A 19,504-nucleotide genomic window follows, 5' to 3' on the forward strand; every position below is an offset into this window, starting at 1 on the left:
GCGGCGTAGCCCTTTGGCCACGATGAGAACGCGCGGCTATGCCTGATAAATCCACTGTTCCGGCACCCGCGCCGAAATCTCTTCGCCGGCCCTGATCGTCCCCGGCTTCTCGACCCAGGCGACGACGCCGCGCAGCCGTTTGGCCACTTTCGGAAAGAGCAGTGCGCCGGCTTCGATGTCGGCCATCCCCGCATTTTCGGCGATCGATCGCCCGGCGATCCGGCACGGTCCGTTCTGGGCGTCGACCTTGAGGGTCACGCCATCGCTAAAGAACAGCAGCGTGCCGGCCGGCAGCATCGACAGATGCGGCACACCTTCGATCACCAGATTGGCGCCGATCCATTCCGGCTTGATTTGGGGAAGGCCCATCCGCTCGGCGACGATGGCCAGTTCGTCGGCAGCCACGATCGACAGCTGCCGCTCATTGCGCATTTCGGTGCCGCGCGGATACCAGGGTTCGCGCCCGCCCGAGCGCCGTGTCGATCCGGCGTGGAAATCGCCCAAAATGCCGTCGAAGCCGAGCCGCAGTTCCTCCACGGGTCTTGTCTGGAAATGATCCGATGGAGCGACATAGAGCGCCGCAGCGCGAGCGGAGAGCTTTTTCGCCGGGATGATTTCGACCGGCTTCTCGGCTTCAGGGAAGAGATCCAGCATGGCGTACCGTCCTTGAATCACGCTCCCCGTTTTTGCCCTTCGGGCGGCAAGGCCGCAAGAGCGGTTTGGGCCATAATGCGCAACTCTTCAGCCGACGCGCCGTCCCGCGCCTGGATCGACATGCCGTTCATGACACCGGCGATATATTTGGCGAAGCTCTCGACGGAGAGGTCTTCCGGCAGATCGCCCACCGCCTGGCCTTTGGCCACACGCTCCGCGATCGCCGCCTCGCTCGCCTTGCGATAGGCCTTGAGTTCATCGGCCACGGCTTGCGCCTGCGGCGAGGCCGCCAGCGCACCGCTGACGAAAAGGCATCCGCCCGGCTTGCCGGGCCTGGAATAGGCCTCCGCCGCGCCCAGCAGCAACCGACGGATCGCCTCGCGCGTCGGCACCGGCGCGCTCAGCGCGTCCAGCGCAAAGCCGATCTCCGTCTCGTGGTAGCGCGTCAGCGCCTTGCGGAACAAAGTCTCCTTGTCGGTAAAGGCATTGTAGATCTGCGGCGGCGTCAGCCCCATCGCCTCGCGCAGCATGGCCAGCGACGTCGCCTCATAGCCATGCTCCCAAAACAGATGCATCGCCGCATCCAGTGCCAGGTCGGGATCGAACGCGCGGGGACGACCACCCCTGGCCTTTTCCAAATTATCCATAGTGATCGATACGAAACCTGTTGACTTGCTCGGCGAGCATAACGTAACAATTGATACGAAACATGGCAAGCCGGAAGCTCCGGCAAGGCCGTGCAGCCCGAGGACAAGGAGAGACCGAATGCCCATCACCGTGACCGCGCCGGAAGGCGTCCTGACAGAGGCCGGAGAGCGCGAAATCCTGCCCCGCCTCAGCGCCGCCCTCATCGAAGCCTCCGGCGCCACCGGCAATCCGTTCTTCACCGCCATTGTCGGCGGCACGGTCCACATCCTGCCGTCCCGCCACATCTATGCCGGCGGCGCCAACAGGCCCGTCGTGATGGTTGAGTTGAAATTGCCCAATATCGGCCTTGGCTCAATCGAGGCCCGCAACGCCTTCATCGCCACGGCCGCCGGCATTGTCGCCGAACTCTGCGTGCCCGGCCACAAGCCCGAAAACACCTGGATCAACATCGTCAACGCGCCCGACGGCGGCTGGGGTATCGGCGACAGGCAATTTACCGGCGACGCTCTCATCGCCGCCGCCACCGCAGCCGCGCACTGATCTGACAGGGAAAAGACAGGATGCGGCTCTCCCCCTCGCTGTTCTTCACCACCAATTGCGAGCCGGCACTGGCCTTCTACGAACAGTGCGGTCTTGGCCGGGGAACGATCCTGTTGCGCTGGGGCGACAACGGCATGCCGGTGCGCACGGAAACCATGCGTGGAAAAATCCTGCATGCGCGCTTCGAAGGTTCGGGCGTGCTGTTCCATGCCTCCGACAATGACGATGCGGAGCCGATGAAAGGTTCCGCCATGATGCTGGAGTTTGATGACCTCGCGGCCATGCGGGACCTTTTCTCCCGCATGGCCGCCGGCGGCCGCATCACGGTTCCCCTGGCGCGGCAATGTTGGGGAACCAGTTTCGGCATGCTGGTCGACGCCTATGGCGTGCAGTGGATGTTCAGCAGCCCCGTTGAATGAAGCATCGCGCTGCCTTTTCTCGGCTATTTCTCGCGAGACCAGATCGCGCAATAGAACTTTTCGCCTGTACTCGGATTTCGGAAGGTCTTGATTTGCGTTCTGGGCATATCGACAGAGCGAGCGAATTTTTCTGCCTCGGCAATCCGCGCGGCGTCGCCAGCCTCAAACTGCCAAAACGGCTTGGGAAGCCTTGACTTCACATACTCAAGCTTGACGACAATGAGCAGTCCTCGGCCGAGTTTGCAATCTATCGACGTTGGCCGCATGCCGGCCTTGTCCATCCGTCTTGCTTCGCGGACGGCAGCATCAACGCTTTGCCATCTATCGCCGGATTTGGCCTGAGCAGTCGTCGTCCCAATGAACGGCAGCGCCAACGAACAGGCGGCGGCCAACACCAAAGACCTGGTGCCGATAATCCTTGCGCGACAAGCTTTCATCCCTCACCCCTCTCCGATGGAGCTTCAATCCTTGCATTGATGTTGCCCCGAAGGCCAGCGCAACGCCGCGGCTAGATCGTACGACATGCCATCGCGGCAGCTGCCAGCAACCGTTCGAAGCCCTTGCTAGGCAAACATTCGATCACGACCTTCTTACCGGAACGCCCGCCGCGCCGCATTGCCGCCGCGTCGGATCGCTTTCATGGTGGCGAGACACTGTGGAGGTTCTCATGCGACCGGCGACGGTGATCGCGCTGCTTTGGCTCGTCTGGGTGGTCACCTGGATTGCGGCCGCCACGTGGGCTGATCCGGCTCAAAAACGCGCCACCCTAGGCACGGAGGTCCGTTATCGTATCTTCTGGCTGGCAGGCACAGTCCTGCTGTTCGTTCCGGCGCACGGCTATGAAGGCATGTTGAGATTGTGGACTCCGACCCTGGCCGAGGCTTGGGCTTGCATTGCCCTGATCGCCATCGGCCTGATCTTCTCGTGGTGGGCGCGCATCCATCTGGGCAGGCTGTGGTCGGCCTCGATCACCGCCAAAGCCGACCACCGTGTGATCGATACCGGCCCCTATGGGCTGGTCCGTCATCCGATCTATACAGGATTGCTGCTGGCGCTCCTCGCCACCGTGGCGACGAAGGGCACCGTCTGGGGCATCGCAGGTGTCGCACTGCTCACCATCGGCATCGTCATGAAGGCAAGGCTCGAGGAGCGCTTCCTGCGCGGCGAACTTGGTCCCGCCTATGACGACTACGCGCGGCGGGTGCCGATGCTGGTTCCCTTTATGCCGGCCTGACACGCCAAGGTGCGTTGGAACGCCAGTTCAGCTTGATTTGCCGGTCGCGCTGCCTTGCCGAAAATGGTCGACGGCGCCGTCGATTTCTACCCAATCATGTTTCGATTGCTCGAAGATCGACCGGGCGGGCGGCGGGTATTTCGGGTCAACCAGGGCGCCGACGGCGACACCAATCAATGACGGCAGCCTGTCGGCTTTCCAATAGACCGTCGAGCCGCAGGCGGGACAGAAGTGGTTGCGCACCTTGCCGCCGCTTGCCGCTTCGCGGGTGAATTCTCTCGAGGTTCCTGAGATGGCGACAGTGTCGGCCGGATAAAAGGCGCCGACGCCGAAGGGCGCGCCGGTTCGGCGCTGGCAATCGAGACAGTGGCAGGCGACAACCAGTTTTGACGGTCCTGTCAGCGTCAGCGTGAGGGCACCGCAACTGCATCGGGCATCGACCATTGGAACTCTCCTTTCCGAAACGGATCGCGTCAATTCAAGCTGAGCCCCAACACAGGCTGTGTTGAGGGTCAGGTCAGGCTGGACGGGAGTGGAGGACGGCGCGAAGCGGCCGGGACGAGACGAAGGTCCCTTCAGGCCGGCGTCACCGCGATATGCCTAGAGCATTCGGATGAGCGCGCCGCCTATCGAATAGCCCGCGCCAAAGGCGCAGATCAAGCCGAAATCGCCGGGTTTCATGTCGGCATGGTTCTCCGACAGCGCAACGATGGCGCCGGCGCCCGCCGTGTTGCCCAGCCGCTCCAGCACCATCGGCGCACGGTCGTGATCGACATCGTGGCCGAACGACAGTTTCAGGATCATCGCATTCATGCGCGCATTGGCCTGGTGCAGCCAGAAGCGCCGGATCGCCTGCGGCGTCAGCCCATGCTCGGCCAGGAACTCGACGATGAATTTCTGGCCGGCGACGGTGACTTCCTTGAACACCTTGTTGCCGACCTGTTTGATCAGGTTGCCTTCCAGGTTGATCATGTAGGGATCGTCCTGGGCGGTGCGGGTGTGGTAGCCGAGATTGGTGCGGATGTTGTTCGACATCTGCGTCCACAGCCGCGTGTCCAGCACCTCGAAACGCCCCGGCCGCTTGTCGCCCTGGGCAAGTCCCTCCACCACCATCGACACCGAGGCGTCGCCGAAGATGAAATGCGTCTGCCGGTCGCGGAAATTGAGATGGCCGGTGATGATTTCCGGCGTGGTCACCAGGATGCGTTTGTGCGCGCCAGAGCGCACCAGATTGACCGCCATGTGAAGAGCGGCCGCCGCCGACGAACAGCCAAGCCCCATGTCGAAGCCGGCGCCGGTCGTGCCGAGCGCCTCCTGCATTTCGATGGCGATCGCCGGATAGGGGCGCTGATGGTGCGAGGCCGAGCAGATGATCAGGTCGATCTGGGACGGTTCAAGCCCGGCATGCTCGAGCGCCTTCCTGGCCGAAGCGATGCCGAACTCGGCCTCCAGCGACAGCGCATCGTCGGGCCGCGCCGGGATGCGCGGCGTCATGCGGGTCGGGTCGAGAATGCCTTCGCGCTCGATGACATGACGGGATTTCACCCCCGAGGCATGGACGATGAAGTCGCTGTCGGATTTCTGCAGCAGCGCCTCGCCGGTGCCCTGGCGGCGCGCATTCTCCGTGTCGACCCATCTGTTGAAGCTCTCGACCAGTTCTTCATTCGTGATGACAGCTTCAGGAATTTCAGCGCCGATGCCGCTGATGATGACGCGATGCATGTTTCAGTCCGTCCCATCCGCAGGCGTTGCGGCTTCATGTGGGCGCCGAAACGCTTCGGCGCAACACTTTTCTCACCAGGCCGGTTTACGCCGGCTTAAACCAAATGTTCAGGCCGGGTCGAACCAGGATTTCACCAGGCGCACACTTTGGTGTTTGTCTGCGGATTGTTCCAGCAGGCGCCGTCGTCGCGGCTGCGCACGAACTGGCCCGGCAGCGGCACGTTGCGGCGGCCGAGATTGACATAGCCATAGGCAAAGCCCGGCCCGTCGATCTCCAGCACATAGGTCGGGTAACCCGGCGCCGAGATGCGGAAGCTGCCTGCATCATCGATCGCGCGGTAGCTGCACGGGAAATAGCCGTCATCCGTGGTGAAGCAGCGCGCCCGCTTGGCTTCCGCCGAAACCGAGAACGCCAGAAGTGCCGCCGCGCACACGCCGCCGCCATAGAGCAACCTTTTCAAACGCAGTGTTTCCCCCCTGCCACGCGGCCATCATGGCCCAACGCCATGAATTGGGCATGACGGCGAAACGGGGTCAAGCCGCTGCAAAGGGCCGCACATAAAGTGGGTAATTCTTTCCTAGCCTGCCCGCTTGGCGACGATGAAAATGCGCGGGAAACGCAGAAGCACCTTGCCGTTGGCGGCCTTCGGATAGGCCTTGGCGATCTTTGCGGTGTAGCTGTCGAGGAAGATCTTGCGCTCGTCCGCGTCAAGCGGATCGAGGAAAGGCTTCAGCCCGGTCGACTTCACCCACTCGACGATCGCCTCGGCGTCGGCCAGCGGATGGTTGTAGGCCGTATGCCAGATATCCAGCCTATCGGAGAGCGGTGACAACAGGTCATAGTAGAACGACACCGGCGGCAACGGTCCGCGCGCCGCACCCTTCAGCTTCTCGGCGAACGGCATTTCGGCAGCGGTTTCCCGCATCATCTGATGCGAGGGCTCAAGCAAATTGTCCGGCATCTGCACGGCGAGCGCGCCTCCGGGCGCCAGAAAGCCCATCAGCCGCTGGAACACCGCCGGATGCGTAGGCAGCCACTGGAACACTGCATTGGCGAAGATCACATTGACCGGTTCGGCCGGCTGCCAGGTCGATGCATCGGCGAGGTCGAAGCTGACATTGGGCAGGCGCGCCCTCGCCTTCTCGATCATGTCGGGAGAGGTGTCGAAGCCGCTCACGGCAGCATCCGGCCAGCGTTCGACCAGAAGCTCGGTCGAATTGCCCGGCCCGCAGCCTATGTCGACGACCCGGCGCGGAAAATCGACCGGCACTTGCGCGACAAGGTCACGCGCCGGCCGCGTGCGCTCATCCTCGAATTTCAGATATTGGGCGGCGGACCAGTCGGCCATTTGAGCTCCTCATGTGGCTTTGAGAATTCACCGCCCGAACGATCCCCTACCGCGTCAGCCGCTTGTGCGTCATGCGGTGCGGGGCCGCCGCTTCGGCGCCCAGGCGCCGCAGCTTGTCCTTCTCATATTCCTCGAAATTGCCTTCGAACCATTCGACATGCGCGTTGCCTTCGAAGGCCAGCATATGGGTCGCCATGCGGTCGAGGAACATGCGATCGTGGCTGATGATGACGGCGCAGCCGGCATAGGCTTCGAGCGCGTCTTCCAGCGCTCCCAGCGTTTCGGTGTCGAGATCGTTGGTCGGTTCGTCGAGCAGCAGAACATTGCCGCCGTTCTTCAGCATCTTGGCCAGATGCACGCGGTTGCGCTGGCCGCCGGAGAGGTTGCCGACCTTCTGCTGCTGATCGCCACCACGGAAGTTGAAGGACGAGCAATAGGCGCGGCTGTTGATCTCGTGCTTGCCGAGCTTGATGATTTCGGCGCCGCCGGAGATTTCTTCCCACACGGTCTTGCTGCCATCCAGCGCATCGCGGCTCTGGTCGACATAACCGAGCTTGACCGTCTCGCCGATGCGAACGGTGCCCGCATCCGGCTTTTCCTGGCCGGTGAAGGTCTTGAACAGCGTCGTCTTGCCGGCGCCGTTCGGGCCGATGACGCCGACGATGCCGCCCGGCGGCAGCCGGAACGACAGGTTCTCGATCAGAAGCTCGTCGCCAAAACCCTTGTTGAGGCCTTCGACCTCGATGACCACGTTGCCGAGACGCTCGCTTGAGGGAATGACGATCTGCGTGTCGGTCGGCTTGCGGTTCTGCGACTGCTCGACCAGTTCCTCATAGGCCTTGATACGCGCCTTCGACTTGGTCTGGCGAGCCTTCGGCGAGGACTGGATCCATTCGCGCTCGCGCCAGATTGATTTCTGGCGGGCGTCATCCTCGCGGCCTTCCTGGATCAGGCGCTTGGCCTTAGCGTCGAGATATCTGGTGTAGTTGCCCTCATAGGGAATGCCGCGGCCACGGTCGAGCTCGAGGATCCAGCCGGTGACATTGTCGAGGAAGTAGCGGTCGTGGGTGATGATCAGCACCGAGCCCGGATAGTCGCGCAGGTGCTTTTCCAGCCATGCCGTGGTCTCGGCATCGAGATGGTTGGTCGGTTCGTCGAGCAACAGAAGGTCGGGCTGACGCAGCAGAAGCTGGCAAAGCGCGACACGGCGGCGCTCGCCGCCCGACAGGTTGGTCACTTCGGAATCGCCTGGCGGACACTGTAGTGCGTCCATCGCCATCTCGACTTGCTGCTCGAGATCCCAAAGGTTGAGCCTGTCCATTTCGTCCTGCAGCTTGCCGGACTCGTCCGCCGTCTCGTCGGAATAGTTCATCATCAGTTCGTTGTAGCGCTCGATGATGGCCGTCTTCCGTGCGACGCCTTCCATGACGTTTTCCATCACGGTCTTTTTGGGGTCGAGATGCGGCTCCTGCGCCAGGTAGCCAACGGTCGCGCCCTCGGCCAGCCATGCCTCGCCCTGAAACTCCTTGTCGAGCCCGGCCATGATGCGCAGGATCGTCGACTTACCCGAGCCGTTAGGCCCGAGAATGCCGATCTTGGCGTCCGGATAGAAGGACAGATGGACATTATCGAGCACCTTCTTGGTGCCGTAGGCCTTCGACAGGCCGGACATGTGATAGATGAATTGGCGTGCCACGCGCGCTTTCCCTGAAAAACTGACTGGATTTGCCGATTTGAATGGAGGTTGGCCGCTATGTAGGCGATGCGGCGGCGAACGGCAATCGCTTTTGCCGGATCAAGCCGAACACACGGACAAGTGTGCGCCGACCGACGAGTTTTCCAACGGTCACGAGGCGCGTTGAAATCTCCGGTTAACCCTTCCGCGTCAAAACAGGATCGGGGTGGAATCGCTGGCTGGCCACGATTCCTTTAGAGAAAGCGGATCGACGGCATTGCTGAACAGTTTCCTGCTCCTTGCCGAGGCGGTCGTCTACTTCAGCGTCATGGTGACGCTTTTCCGCTTCAGGAAGCGCATTGGTCTCGGCGTCTTCGTCTGCGCGCTCGGCGTCATGCATTTCCTGGAAACCTATCTCGCCAGCGTCTTTTATGTCGCGCTGCCGTTCGGCCTGGTCTCACCGGGCTCGGCTGTGCTGTTTTCGGGCAAGCTGGTGATGCTGCTCCTGCTCTACATCAAGGAGGACGCCGCCACCGTGCGCCAGCCCATCTACGGCCTGCTGCTCGGCAATGCGCTGATGATCGGGCTGGTGCTGCTGTTGCGCCTGCATGCCATCGCGCCGCTCCCCGACGGCAAGGTGCCAGACATCGGCTTCATCGACGAGATGGGCTGGCTGATGGTGTGGGGCACGACGCTTTTGTTCATCGACGCCATCCTGATCATCCTGCTCTATGAGAGACTCGGGCGTACCCTGCGCAAGGCGCAGTTCGCGCGCATCCTGATCTGCGTCGCCTGTGTGCTGACCTTCGACCAGGCGGGCTTCTTCACCGCGCTGCATTTCGTCGCCGGCGCGCCGATCGCCGTCTTCTTCGGCGGCTGGTTCGCCAAGATGGCGGCGGCGCTGGCCTTCAGCGGCATGCTCGTGGCCTACCTCAAATGGTTCGAGGCCCGCGACATTGCGCTGCCGCGTGGCCTGACCGACATTTTCGAAACGCTGACCTATCGCGAGCGCTATGAAGCGCTGGTCGAGCATGTCGGTCGCGACGGCCTGACCGGCCTGCTGCATCGCGGCCGCTTCGACGCCGACGGTGAAGCCGCCGTCGAGGTCAGCCTGCGCACGGCGAGACCTCTCAGCCTGCTGATCATCGATGTCGATCATTTCAAGTCCATCAACGACCGCTTCGGCCATGCCGAGGGCGACAAGGTGCTGAAAGCGGTGGCCGCCCTGCTCCGCGAAGTGGCGAGCGCCGAAGACCAGGTGTTCCGCATCGGCGGCGAGGAATTCGCCATCCTGAGTTCACGCCCGCATCCCGTCGCCAGGCTGTTTGGCGAGAGCATCCGCTACGCGGTCAAGGCATCGGCCGTCACCGGCCGTCTCGAGTTGACCGTCAGCGCCGGTGTTTCAACCGTCGGCGAAACGACGCGCTGCCTTGCCGATCTGTTCGCGCTTGCCGACCAACGCCTCTACAAGGCGAAGTCGACCGGGCGCGACCGCGTCGTCGGCGAACCGGCAAGCCATGAGCCGGACGCCGCCGTCGCCTGGACGAAATCGGCGCAGTTCTGATCTAGGATTTTCTCTGTCGCGCAATTCCGGTCAGCGTCGAGACCGCCATCAGCGCGATTGCCAGCCATTTCAACGCGGTGATGATCGGCCCGGCCTGGATGTCGTAGGCAATGAACAAAAGAATTCCCGGCACCAGCAGGCCGCACATAATCAGCATGATGCGGTTGATCTGCCAGGAGACTTTTGTGGCCAAGGCCTCGTCGCCCGATGCGGGGACCAGCGCCGCGCGCAGCGTCTTGCCGCCCACCAGCATGGCCGAGAGACGCATCGAGATCGGCAGGCCGAGGCCGATGATCAGGAAGGCGCAGGCGGCGAGCAGCAGCGAGAACTTCAGCGCGCTGGTTTCCGCCGGTATCGGGAACAGCAGCGTCGCCAGCGGCAGGAAGACGCCGAACATGCCGAGCGCCGCGATAGCGATAAAGATCGCCGCATTGACGATCGTGAACAGCTGATAGGTGCCGGGGCCGATCGGCTGCGACAGCGTGCGCATGCGCGCCCATTCGGTATCGGTATAGGAAAAGCCCGGCCACTCCATCCGGGCATTATTGATCGAAACCATGCCCTTGGCCCAGAAGGCCAGCCGCGCCAGCGCACTGCTTGTCATGCCATTCATTGCCGCCCCCGTTCAATGATGCCGGGACAGCATAGCATCACTTCACGGGCCGGCGACAGCCGTCGACGGCGTGTCGAAAGCCGCTGCTCCTTACTGGAACCCGATCGCGTCGACGGTGCCTATCGGGCAACCGGCCTTGTTGGTCGGCACCGAGGCCAGCAGCAGGTCCTTGAGCGAAGCGTTCGGGCCGATCGGGCCGGCAAGGCCAAGCGTCAGTTCGCCGATCAGCCGCCGGCCGTTCGACGGATCGATAACGCAGGACACCCGCACGCGATCCCCGGCCCCGGCGCCAAAGGCGGTGTCGAAGGCGCCACGGATCTGGTCCGCCGTCAGCTTGCCGCCAATGGTCTTGGCGAAGAGTTCGCGCACCGGCGAGGCATTGACCTGCCGCATCAGGCCGAGCGCGTCGGAAAAGTACTCCTGTTGGCTCTTGCCGTAGCAGGTGCCGTGCTTGATCCATTCATGCCGTTCGAGCTGGGAGGCCGTGCCCGGCATCACCTGATCGAGCTCCTTGCGCGTACCGGCGTCGAGATTGACCGGCGGCAGATCCTTCCAGTGAGCAGGATTGTCATTGGCCTTGTCGCTGGCCGCCACCTGGCAATAGAAATTGCCGTTCGGCTGCGGCCACAGCCCATGCAAGGTGAAGTTGGTGGCATCGAACTCGCCAGGGTTCTGCGCCTTGCATTCGGTCTTGCTGGACTTGGTCTCGCAGAAAGCCGGCTGCCAGCTCAGGGCGAAGACATATTCGGGTTTTCCCGACGCGGCGGGCTTGCCTTGTCCGCCAGGGTCTGCCGGCGCCGTCGCGGCATTGCTGCCCGACAGATGGCCGCAAGTGACCTTCACCCAGCGGCGCTCCGGATCGGCGCCCGGCACCAGGATCAGATAATGCGTCGGCGCGTCCTTGTTGCCGGCAAGCAGCTGGTAGCTCTGTCCGGCATCGGTCGAGACATTGCCGGGGTTCTTGCCGTTCTTGATGGCCTGTGTCGCCGGACAGGCGGCGTCGGCAACGAAGGTGCCGTTCATCTTGACGTCGGCATGCGCAGCATTGGCCAGCGATGCCGCCAGCATGGCCAATCCGAAAACGACACCAATGCGCATGAGAAATCCCCGGCTGAAGAAGTGGGCGACAGACTGAAGCTGTCTCCATGTCAGAATTGCGATATTTTGCTGGTCCGTGGCAAGAAAGATCGTCGCGCAAAAACAGTTGCTGTGGATTGACGCAAAACCGGCGTCAGCGCAAACAAAACCAATAACGACAAAATGAGGGAGAGAGGGCGGCCATGCCTTTCAATCAGCAACGCATGGTCCGCTCACCCACAGGCGCCGATCTCAATCTCCTCATCAGGCAGGCCGAAGGCCGGCCACGCGCCGTCGTCCAGATCAACCACGGCCTGGCCGAGCACGCGGCGCGCTATGCCCGCTTTGCCGATTTCCTCGCCGCGCGCGGCTTCCACGTCTATGTCCATGACCATCGCGGTCACGGCGCGACCAGGGCGCCCGACGCGCCGCTCGGTAAATTCGCCGACTGGGATGGCCGGGCCAAGGTGATCGCCGATGTCGATGCCATCCACGATCTCATCGCCAGCGAATGCCCAGGCCTGCCGGTTATCCTCTTCGGTCATTCGATGGGCGCGTCGGTGGCGCTGAACTACCTTTTGGAACACTCACCACGTGTCCATGCCGCCGCGATCTGGAACGGCAATTTTTCGCAAGGCCTGCTCGGCCAGGTGGCGCTCGGCATCCTCGCCTGGGAGCGGATGCGCCTAGGCTCCGACGTCCCGTCCCGCCTGCTGCCGAAACTCACCTTCCAGGCCTGGGGCAAGGCGGTGCCCAATCACCGCACGCTGTTCGACTGGCTGTCGCGCGACGAGGCGGAGGTGGCGAAATACATCGCCGATCCGCTGTGCGGCTGGGACGCTTCCGTCTCGATGTGGCGCGACGTGGTCTCGATGGCGCTCAACGGCGGCAGGGATGCCGCCTTCGCCGGCGTCCGGCGCGACCTTCCCGTCGCCATCGTCGGTGGCGAGAAAGATCCCGCCTCGGACTATGGCAAGGGCATCACCCACCTCGCCAATCGGATGCGCGCGATGGGCTTTTCGAATCTCGTTTCAAAGGTTCACGCCGACACCCGCCACGAAAGCCTGAACGAGGTGAACCGCGACATCATCATGAACGATTTCGCCGCCTGGGCCGATGGCGTGCTGAAATAGCGCCCCGAATCCCTTTGGAACCGGCCTGTTGGCCCATCGCAAGGGCCGTGACAGCCGGTGCCGGGCTTGATAGAGGCTCTGCTTTCGCGGCAATCACGGTGATTGCGGCAACCACGGTGACTTATGGCCGAACCACCCCTGAAAGGCGTCCGCGTCGTCGAACTCGCCCGCATCCTTGCCGGGCCATGGGCCGGGCAATTGCTTGCCGATCTCGGCGCCGACGTCATCAAGGTCGAAAGCCCCGATGGCGGCGACGACACCCGCAAATGGGGTCCGCCCTTCGTCATGAGCCATGACGGCGAGAACTTGTCGGCCGCCTACTACCATTCCTGCAATCGCGGCAAGCGCTCCATCGCCATCGACTTCTCGACGCCCGAAGGTGCGGAAACCATCCGCCGTCTGGTCGCCACATCGGATGTGCTGATCGAGAATTTCAAGCTCGGCGGCCTGAAGAAATACGGGCTCGACTATGACAGCCTGCACAAGATCAACCCGCGCCTCGTCTATTGCTCGATCACCGGCTTCGGCCAGGATGGGCCATACGCGCCGCGCGCCGGCTATGACTTCATCATCCAGGCCATGGCCGGCATGATGTCGATCACCGGCGAGGTCGGGCGCGAGCCGCAAAAGGCCGGCGTCGCCATCTCCGACATCTTCACCGGCCTCTATTCCGTTATCGCCATCCAGGCCGCGTTGCGGCACGCCGACCAGACCGGCGAAGGCCAGCATATCGACATGGCGCTGTTCGACACCCAGATCTCGGCGCTCGGCAACCAGAACCTCAACTATCTCGTCTCCGGCAAGTCGCCTGTGCAAATGGGCAACGCGCATATGAACATCGCGCCCTACGAGGTGGTGCCGGTACGCGACGGCCACATCATCCTGGCGGTCGGCAATGACGGTCAGTTCGCCAAATTCTGCGCCGCCGTAGGATTGGATGAGCTGTCGACCAATCCCGACTTCGCCACCAATCCGGCCCGGGTCGCCAACCGGGTGAAGCTGCGCGAACGCATTGTCGAGGCGCTGAGCACGGTCGATCGCGACCCGCTGCTGGCCAAGCTGGAAGCGGCAAGCGTGCCGGCGAGCCCGATCAACACGATCGGCCAGATGTTCGCCGACCCGCAGACCATCGCGCGCGGCATGCGGCTCGACCTCGACGACGGCCATGGCAATCTTCTGCCTTCGGTGCGCGCGCCGATGGTGATGTCGGGCACGCCCCTGGTCTACGAGCGCCCCTCGCCGCGCCTTGGCGAACACACGCAAGAAATCCTTGCCGAACTGGAGAGGTCCGGGAAATGAAGACCGGTGGACAACTGATCGTCGACGCGCTGGAAGCCAACGGCACCGACCGCATCTTCTGCGTGCCGGGCGAATCCTACCTGGCGGTGCTCGACGCGCTGCACGATTCATCGATCCGCACCATCGTCTGCCGCCAGGAAGGCGGCGCCGCGATGATGGCCGACTGCCAGGGGCGGCTGACCGGCCAGCCCGGCATCTGCTTCGTCACCCGCGGCCCCGGTGCCACCAACGCATCCGCGGGCATCCACATCGCCATGCAGGATTCGGTGCCGCTCATCCTGTTCATCGGCCAGGTCGCCAGCCACGCCAAGGAGCGCGAGGCGTTCCAGGAGGTTGACTATAAGAGGTTCTTCGGCGACATCGCCAAATGGGTGGTCGAGATCGACGACGCCTCCCGCATCCCCGAATTCGTCACCCGCGCCTTCGCGGTCGCGACGTCAGGCCGCCCTGGACCGGTCGTCATCTCGCTGCCCGAAGACATGCTAACCAGTGAAGTCGAGGCGCCGGAAGCCCTTCCCCACACGCCGGTCGAGACCTATCCCGGTGGGGCCGAACTCGATGCGCTGGAAATGCTGCTTGCCGGCGCCAAGCGACCCTTCGTCATCCTTGGCGGCACACGCTGGAATGAGGAAGCCGTTGCGCGCATGCGGGCGATATCGGAGGCATGGTCCCTCCCCGTCGGCTGCTCCTTCCGCCGCCAGATGCTGTTCGACCATCTTCATGCGAATTACGCCGGCGACGTCGGCATCGGCATCAACCCCAGGCTGGCGGCTCAGATCAAGGCGGCCGACGTCGTGCTCTTGATCGGCGGACGCATGGGCGAGATGCCCTCTTCCGACTATACGCTGCTGAAAAGCCCTTATCCCGACCAGGCGCTGGTGCATGTCCACGCCGACGCCGGCGAGCTCGGCCGCGTCTACCGGCCGACGCTGGCGATCAACGCCTCGCCCGCCGCCTTCGTCGAGGCCTTTGTCAAGCGCAAGCCAACCGACACGCCAACATGGGCGACTGAGACAGCGAAAGCGCATAGCGCCTATCTCGAGTGGTCGACGCCGCCGCAGACAGGCCCGGGCGACGTGCAGATGGGTCCGATCATGAACTACCTGGAAGAGGAACTGCCGCACGACGCCATCTTCGCCAACGGCGCCGGCAACTACGCCACCTGGGTGCATCGTTTCCACCGCTTCCGCCGTTTTGCGACCCAAGCGGCGCCGACCTCCGGCTCGATGGGCTACGGCACACCGGCGGCGGTCGCCGCCAAGGCGCTTTATCCGGATCGCACCGTGATCGCCTTTGCCGGCGACGGCTGTTTCCTGATGAACGGCCAGGAATTCGCCACCGCCGTGCAGTACGACCTGCCGATCATCGTGATTGTCGTCAACAACGGCATTTACGGCACCATCCGCATGCACCAGGAACGCGAATATCCCGGCCGCGTCGTCGCCACCAATCTCAGGAACCCCGATTTCGCGTCGCTGGCCCGCGCCTATGGCGGCCATGGCGAGACCGTGGAGAAGACGGCCGACTTCGGGCCCGCCTTCGAGCGAGCACAAGCCAGCGGCAAGCCGGCGATCGTCGAAATCAGGCTCGATCCCGAAGCGATCACGCCAACCCGCACGATGACGCAAATCCGCGACAAGGCATAATCCAAGAAAAAGGGGCGGGCGGCCGCCCCTTTTCCAGGCGGTTTGCGCTACTTCGCGGCCTCGATCTGACCGCGGATCTCGCCGTCCTTGTTGGCGGCGGTGTGGAGGTTGACATAGTAGTTGCCGGCTGCCAGGTCGGCGGCCTGCGCGTCCGTCAGCGTAGCCGAGCCCTTGATCGGGCTCTTGAGCTTGCCTTTGAACGGGATCACGGGAGCGGCATTCGCGCCCATCGCCGCCGGGCCGTGAATATGCGCTGCCGTCGCCGGCCCGCTGAGGCCGGAATATTTGACGTCCCAGCTGAGTTTCTTCTTGGTGGTGTCGAAGGTGAGCGTGGCGGTGCCTTTGCCCTTGGTGGTGACGGGCGGGCTCTGCTGGCCGCCATCGAGCGTCGCCTTGTACTTCACCACCTCGGCCATTGCTGGCGAAGCGAGCAGAAAGGCGGTCGAAACGGCCAGCGCCGAAAGCACCGGCAGGAAAGAATATGTGCGCATGAAGAACCTCCGATTGGCTGTGGCATGCGTCGCTGCTCCCCCGGAGCGCGCATGCCTCAACTGCAACGGCTGGGCGGCGCAATGTTTCCCTGAACACGGTTTTGTGACCGGAAAGCAAAAAAGGGCGATCGCTCGCTTCTTTCCAGCGTCCAGCTACGGTATGCACACATTTCCAAGCAGTTGGCCTTTGGCGATAGCGCGCATGGCAGCTTGGCGCATGCATTGTCTAATGCTGCGCTGGTCGACCCCCAGTCCGTCTCGGCTTCGCCGAGACACCAGCCGGGGCGAGCCACGGGTCTCGCCCGTCCTTCGGACCCCCCGATCGACGGGGTAGAGGAAGGGTGCCAGGTTTTTTGCCGTCAACGCTCGTCCAGCAACGCTCCCTTCCTTTCCCTCCGGAGGGGGGAAAGGTGGCGCTGCGAAGCAGCGACGGATTGGGGGAACCACGTGGCAATCAAGCCTCACGTCGATCAGTCACGCCAGTCACAGAATATCTGTGCATCCCGTAGAGCGCCCTGAGAGAGCCCTCAGACCGACGCCAGTGCCTGTGTCAGGTCGGCGATCAGATCGTCCGGATGCTCGACACCGATCGACAGTCTGACCGTGGTTTCCAGCACACCGATGCGCTGGCGCACGTCGAAGGGGATGCCGGAGTGGGTCATGGCCGCCGGATGGCTGGCGAGCGATTCCGTGCCGCCGAGGCTCACCGCCAGCTTGAAGATCTGCAGCGCGTTGAGAAAGGCGAAGGCCGCCTTCTCCCCGCCCTTGATGTCGAAGGAGAAGGTCGAGCCGGCGCCGCTGCATTGCCTCGAATAGGCGCGCCCCGCCGGCGTGTCCTCGCCGAGGAACGGCAGATAGTGCACCTTCTCGACCTTGGCATGATCGCGCAGGAATTCCGCGACCAGGCGCGCATTGTCGTTGGCCCGCTCCATGCGGATCGACAGCGTCTCCAGCGAACGGCCGAGCATCCAGCAGGAATGCGGATCGAGCTGCGTGCCGATCGCGCCGCGCAGCGCCTTGATCGGCTTGGTGACCGCCTTGCTGCCCATGGCCGCGCCGGCGATCAGGTCGGAGTGGCCGCCGACATATTTGGTCAGCGAATAGACGGAGACATCGGCGCCGTGCTCGATCGGCCGCTGGAACACCGGGCCGAGCAGCGTGTTGTCGCAGACGATGATCGGCGTCGAACCCTGGCGTGCGCCGATCTCGTCGGCGATCGTCCGCATCAGCGCGATATCGACCAGGCTGTTGGTCGGGTTCGATGGCGTCTCGATCAGGATGACCGAAACGCGCCCCTTCGCCACCGCGGCATCGGCCGCCGCCCGCACCGCCTTCTCGTCGACACCGTCGGCGAAGCCGACGGCACCGATGCCGAAGCCGGACAGCGTGCGCGTCAACAGCGTCTCGGTGCCGCCATAGAGCGGCTGCGAATGCAGGATGACATCGCCCGGACGGGCATAGGCGAGCAAGGTCGTGGCGATCGCCGACATGCCAGAAGAAAACAGGATGCAGGCATCCGTGCCTTCATAGATTGCCAGCCGATCCTCGACGATCTCGCTGTTGGGGTGGTTGAAACGCGAATAGACCAGGCCCGACGCCGTGCCGCTCGGCGGCTCCTTGCGCCCGGACGTGTAGTCGAAGAAGTCGCGCCCCTCTTCCGCCGATTTGAACACGAAGGTCGATGTCAGGAACACCGGCGGCTTGACCGCGCCTTCCGAAAGCTGCGGATCGAAACCATAGCTCAGCATCAGCGTCTCGGGATGGAGCTTGTGGTTGCCGATATGGGTTTTCGACGGGCGTGGCGCGGTCATGGCTTTTCCTGCGTTCGAGGGATGTCGCGCCGCAATTTATGCGATCCCGATCAGCCGGTCCTTGCTATTTTCGACCCAGCATGGCTGCTTGGCAGCAAGAAACTGCCCAAGGGAATAAAAATTGCAGCAGAAGATAGCCGATGATTTCGACCTCAGGATTCTCAGGGAACTGCAGGCCGACGCCCGCATCACCAACAATGAGCTTGCCGAGCGCATCGGCCTGTCGCCGTCGCCTTGCCTGAGGCGCGTGCGGCGGCTGGAGGAGACGGGCGTCATCAGGGGCTACACCACGCTGGTCGACCCCGCCGCCTTCGGCTGGAGCATGGTCGCCATCGCCACCATCCGGCTCAGCCGCCAGAACGAGGACGAGATCGTCATGTTCGAGGAGGCGATCCGCGGCTGGGAAGAGGTGCTGGAGTGCCACCTCGTCACCGGTTCGCGCGACTATGTGCTGAAGGTGGTGACCGGCAGCCTCGAACAATATGAGCGCTTCATCAAGGAAAAGATCGCGCGGCTGAAATGCGTCGCCTCGATCGAAACCAGCTTCGTCATGAACACCATAAAGGAACGGCGCCTCTGAGGGCGCCGTTCCAATTTACGTCAGAGCATGATCCTTCGGGACCACGCCCCAACAGGCTTACTTGATCGCCTTGTCGGTGATGGCGGTGGTGTAGGCGCCCTTCGGCTCCTTGGTGATGATCTTCTGGTCGAGCAGCGCCTTGGCAGTGCGCTCATAGGTCGCCGGATCGAGCTTGCCGTCGGCATTGTCGATCAGCTTGGCGACTTCGCTCATCATCCGCTTCTGGTGGTTCTCGTCCTGGCCGCCGCCGTCCATGACGATGCCCGCGGCTTCGTCATTGTTCTCGACGGCGTATTTCCAGCCCTTCATCGACGCGCGCACGAAACGCACCATCTTGTCCTCGAAGGCCGGATCCTTGAGCTTGTCTTCCGACGCATAGAGCCCGTCCTCGAGCAGGTCGTTGCCCATCGCCGAGTAGTTGAACACGGTGAGCTGTTCCGGCTTGTAGCCGGCGTCGATCAGCTGCCAGTACTCATTGTAGGTCATGACCGAGATGCAATCCGCCTGCTTCTGGATCAGCGGCTGCACGTCGAAGCTCTGCTTCAGCACTGTGACGCCGTCCGGACCACCTTCGGTCTTCAGGCCAAGCTTGTTCATCCACGCATAGAACGGATATTCGTTGCCGAAGAACCAGACGCCGAGCGTATGGCCTTTGAAGTCGGCTTCGGTCTTGATCGGGCCGTCCTTCGGGCAGACCAGCTCCATGCCGGCCTTCTTGAACGGCTGGGCGATGTTGACAAGCGGCACGCCCTTTTCGCGTGCGGCCAGCGCTCCACCCATCCAGTCGACGATGACATCGGCGCCGCCGCCGGCGATCACCTGCTCGGGCGCAATGTCCGGGCCGCCCGGCTTGATGTCGACGTCGAGGCCTTCGGCCTCATAGAAACCCTTGGCCTTGGCGACATAGTAGCCGGCAAACTGCGCCTGGGTGACCCATTTCAGCTGCAAGGTCACCTTGTCGGCGGCCATTGCCTGGAACGCGGCCAGCGACATTGCGCCGGCCAGAACGGGAATAATCAGCTTTTTCATTCTTTTACCCTCTGGAGTTA

21 protein-coding genes are annotated in these 19,504 nt (G+C 63.1%); 8 read left to right on the forward strand and 13 right to left on the reverse strand.

The features are described from left to right. Nucleotides 1-36: 36 nt before the first annotated feature. Nucleotides 37-654, reverse strand: coding sequence for an MOSC domain-containing protein (locus AC1DPX_RS11195; protein WP_477236565.1), 618 nt, complete (start codon nucleotides 652-654; stop codon nucleotides 37-39). A 17-nt stretch (nucleotides 655-671) separates the two neighbouring features. Beyond that, a complete protein-coding gene (locus AC1DPX_RS11200; RefSeq protein ID WP_477236566.1) occupies nucleotides 672-1,229 on the reverse strand; it encodes a TetR/AcrR family transcriptional regulator in 558 nt (185 codons plus the stop codon). 190 nt (nucleotides 1,230-1,419) lie between these two features. Here AC1DPX_RS11200 and AC1DPX_RS11205 point away from each other — a divergent pair, with 190 nt between their 5' ends. Next, on the forward strand, nucleotides 1,420-1,842 hold the full coding sequence (locus AC1DPX_RS11205) for a tautomerase family protein (protein ID WP_477236568.1): 423 nt from the start codon (nucleotides 1,420-1,422) through the stop codon (nucleotides 1,840-1,842). 20 nt (nucleotides 1,843-1,862) lie between these two features. Beyond that, the gene (locus AC1DPX_RS11210) at nucleotides 1,863-2,261 is read left to right on the forward strand and encodes a VOC family protein (protein WP_477236570.1); all 399 of its coding nucleotides are present in this window, start codon (nucleotides 1,863-1,865) and stop codon (nucleotides 2,259-2,261) included. 23 nt (nucleotides 2,262-2,284) lie between these two features. Here AC1DPX_RS11210 and AC1DPX_RS11215 read toward each other — a convergent pair whose 3' ends face one another. Further along, nucleotides 2,285-2,698 (reverse strand): hypothetical protein, encoded by a 414-nt coding sequence (locus tag AC1DPX_RS11215; protein WP_202359024.1) that lies wholly within the window; start codon nucleotides 2,696-2,698, stop codon nucleotides 2,285-2,287. Between the two features lie 230 nt (nucleotides 2,699-2,928). On the opposite strand from AC1DPX_RS11215, the gene AC1DPX_RS11220 reads away from it, so the two are divergent. Then, entirely contained in the window at nucleotides 2,929-3,495 is a 567-nt protein-coding gene (locus AC1DPX_RS11220; protein WP_202359023.1) for a methyltransferase family protein, read from the forward strand. Between the two features lie 27 nt (nucleotides 3,496-3,522). On the opposite strand, the gene AC1DPX_RS11225 is transcribed toward AC1DPX_RS11220, so the two are convergent. The 5 genes from AC1DPX_RS11225 to ettA form a co-directional block, all read right to left on the reverse strand. Further along, entirely contained in the window at nucleotides 3,523-3,939 is a 417-nt protein-coding gene (locus tag AC1DPX_RS11225; protein ID WP_202359022.1) for a GFA family protein, read from the reverse strand. 156 nt (nucleotides 3,940-4,095) lie between these two features. After that, entirely contained in the window at nucleotides 4,096-5,217 is a 1,122-nt protein-coding gene (locus tag AC1DPX_RS11230) for a beta-ketoacyl-ACP synthase III (RefSeq protein ID WP_477236572.1), read from the reverse strand. Nucleotides 5,218-5,348: 131 nt separating this feature from the next. After that, a complete protein-coding gene (locus tag AC1DPX_RS11235) occupies nucleotides 5,349-5,678 on the reverse strand; it encodes a hypothetical protein (protein WP_477236574.1) in 330 nt (109 codons plus the stop codon). Nucleotides 5,679-5,795: 117 nt separating this feature from the next. Next, on the reverse strand, nucleotides 5,796-6,566 hold the full coding sequence (gene tam, locus AC1DPX_RS11240) for a trans-aconitate 2-methyltransferase (protein WP_202359019.1): 771 nt from the start codon (nucleotides 6,564-6,566) through the stop codon (nucleotides 5,796-5,798). 46 nt (nucleotides 6,567-6,612) lie between these two features. Next, nucleotides 6,613-8,262 carry an energy-dependent translational throttle protein EttA gene (gene ettA / locus AC1DPX_RS11245; RefSeq protein ID WP_202359018.1) on the reverse strand — a complete coding sequence of 550 codons (1,650 nt, stop codon included), beginning with the start codon at nucleotides 8,260-8,262 and terminating at the stop codon, nucleotides 6,613-6,615. Nucleotides 8,263-8,518: 256 nt separating this feature from the next. Here ettA and AC1DPX_RS11250 point away from each other — a divergent pair, with 256 nt between their 5' ends. Then, a complete protein-coding gene (locus AC1DPX_RS11250) occupies nucleotides 8,519-9,805 on the forward strand; it encodes a GGDEF domain-containing protein (protein ID WP_477236576.1) in 1,287 nt (428 codons plus the stop codon). 1 nt (nucleotide 9,806) lies between these two features. On the opposite strand, the gene AC1DPX_RS11255 is transcribed toward AC1DPX_RS11250, so the two are convergent. Both AC1DPX_RS11255 and AC1DPX_RS11260 read right to left on the reverse strand, forming a co-directional pair. Further along, nucleotides 9,807-10,418 carry a hypothetical protein gene (locus AC1DPX_RS11255; protein WP_477236578.1) on the reverse strand — a complete coding sequence of 204 codons (612 nt, stop codon included), beginning with the start codon at nucleotides 10,416-10,418 and terminating at the stop codon, nucleotides 9,807-9,809. A 90-nt stretch (nucleotides 10,419-10,508) separates the two neighbouring features. Beyond that, nucleotides 10,509-11,516: a ribonuclease T2 family protein gene (locus AC1DPX_RS11260; RefSeq protein WP_477236580.1), complete on the reverse strand. Its 1,008-nt coding sequence runs from the start codon at nucleotides 11,514-11,516 to the stop codon at nucleotides 10,509-10,511. 182 nt (nucleotides 11,517-11,698) lie between these two features. Between AC1DPX_RS11260 and AC1DPX_RS11265 the strand changes: the two genes are divergently transcribed. The 3 genes from AC1DPX_RS11265 to AC1DPX_RS11275 all read left to right on the forward strand — a co-directional run bounded on the left by AC1DPX_RS11265 (nucleotide 11,699) and on the right by AC1DPX_RS11275 (nucleotide 15,573). Further along, nucleotides 11,699-12,628 (forward strand): alpha/beta fold hydrolase, encoded by a 930-nt coding sequence (locus AC1DPX_RS11265; RefSeq protein ID WP_477236582.1) that lies wholly within the window; start codon nucleotides 11,699-11,701, stop codon nucleotides 12,626-12,628. 123 nt (nucleotides 12,629-12,751) lie between these two features. Further along, complete coding sequence (locus AC1DPX_RS11270) at nucleotides 12,752-13,927, forward strand: CaiB/BaiF CoA transferase family protein (RefSeq protein WP_477236584.1); 1,176 nt, start codon at nucleotides 12,752-12,754, stop codon at nucleotides 13,925-13,927. After that, nucleotides 13,924-15,573, forward strand: a complete 1,650-nt coding sequence (locus AC1DPX_RS11275) for a thiamine pyrophosphate-binding protein (RefSeq protein ID WP_477236586.1) — start codon at nucleotides 13,924-13,926, stop codon at nucleotides 15,571-15,573. Before AC1DPX_RS11270 ends, AC1DPX_RS11275 begins: the two co-directional genes overlap by 4 nt. A 47-nt stretch (nucleotides 15,574-15,620) precedes the next feature. On the opposite strand, the gene AC1DPX_RS11280 is transcribed toward AC1DPX_RS11275, so the two are convergent. Next, nucleotides 15,621-16,064: a CHRD domain-containing protein gene (locus AC1DPX_RS11280; protein WP_202359011.1), complete on the reverse strand. Its 444-nt coding sequence runs from the start codon at nucleotides 16,062-16,064 to the stop codon at nucleotides 15,621-15,623. 527 nt (nucleotides 16,065-16,591) lie between these two features. After that, a complete protein-coding gene (locus tag AC1DPX_RS11285) occupies nucleotides 16,592-17,875 on the reverse strand; it encodes a cystathionine gamma-synthase family protein (RefSeq protein WP_477236588.1) in 1,284 nt (427 codons plus the stop codon). Nucleotides 17,876-17,996: 121 nt separating this feature from the next. Between AC1DPX_RS11285 and AC1DPX_RS11290 the strand changes: the two genes are divergently transcribed. After that, complete coding sequence (locus AC1DPX_RS11290) at nucleotides 17,997-18,455, forward strand: Lrp/AsnC family transcriptional regulator (protein WP_202359009.1); 459 nt, start codon at nucleotides 17,997-17,999, stop codon at nucleotides 18,453-18,455. Nucleotides 18,456-18,512: 57 nt separating this feature from the next. Here the strand turns inward: AC1DPX_RS11290 and AC1DPX_RS11295 are convergent, their stop codons facing one another. Then, the gene (locus tag AC1DPX_RS11295; protein ID WP_202359008.1) at nucleotides 18,513-19,484 is read right to left on the reverse strand and encodes an ABC transporter substrate-binding protein; all 972 of its coding nucleotides are present in this window, start codon (nucleotides 19,482-19,484) and stop codon (nucleotides 18,513-18,515) included. Between the last annotated feature and the right edge of the window lie 20 nt (nucleotides 19,485-19,504).

This window comes from Mesorhizobium sp. 01N446 (genome assembly GCF_056399285.1).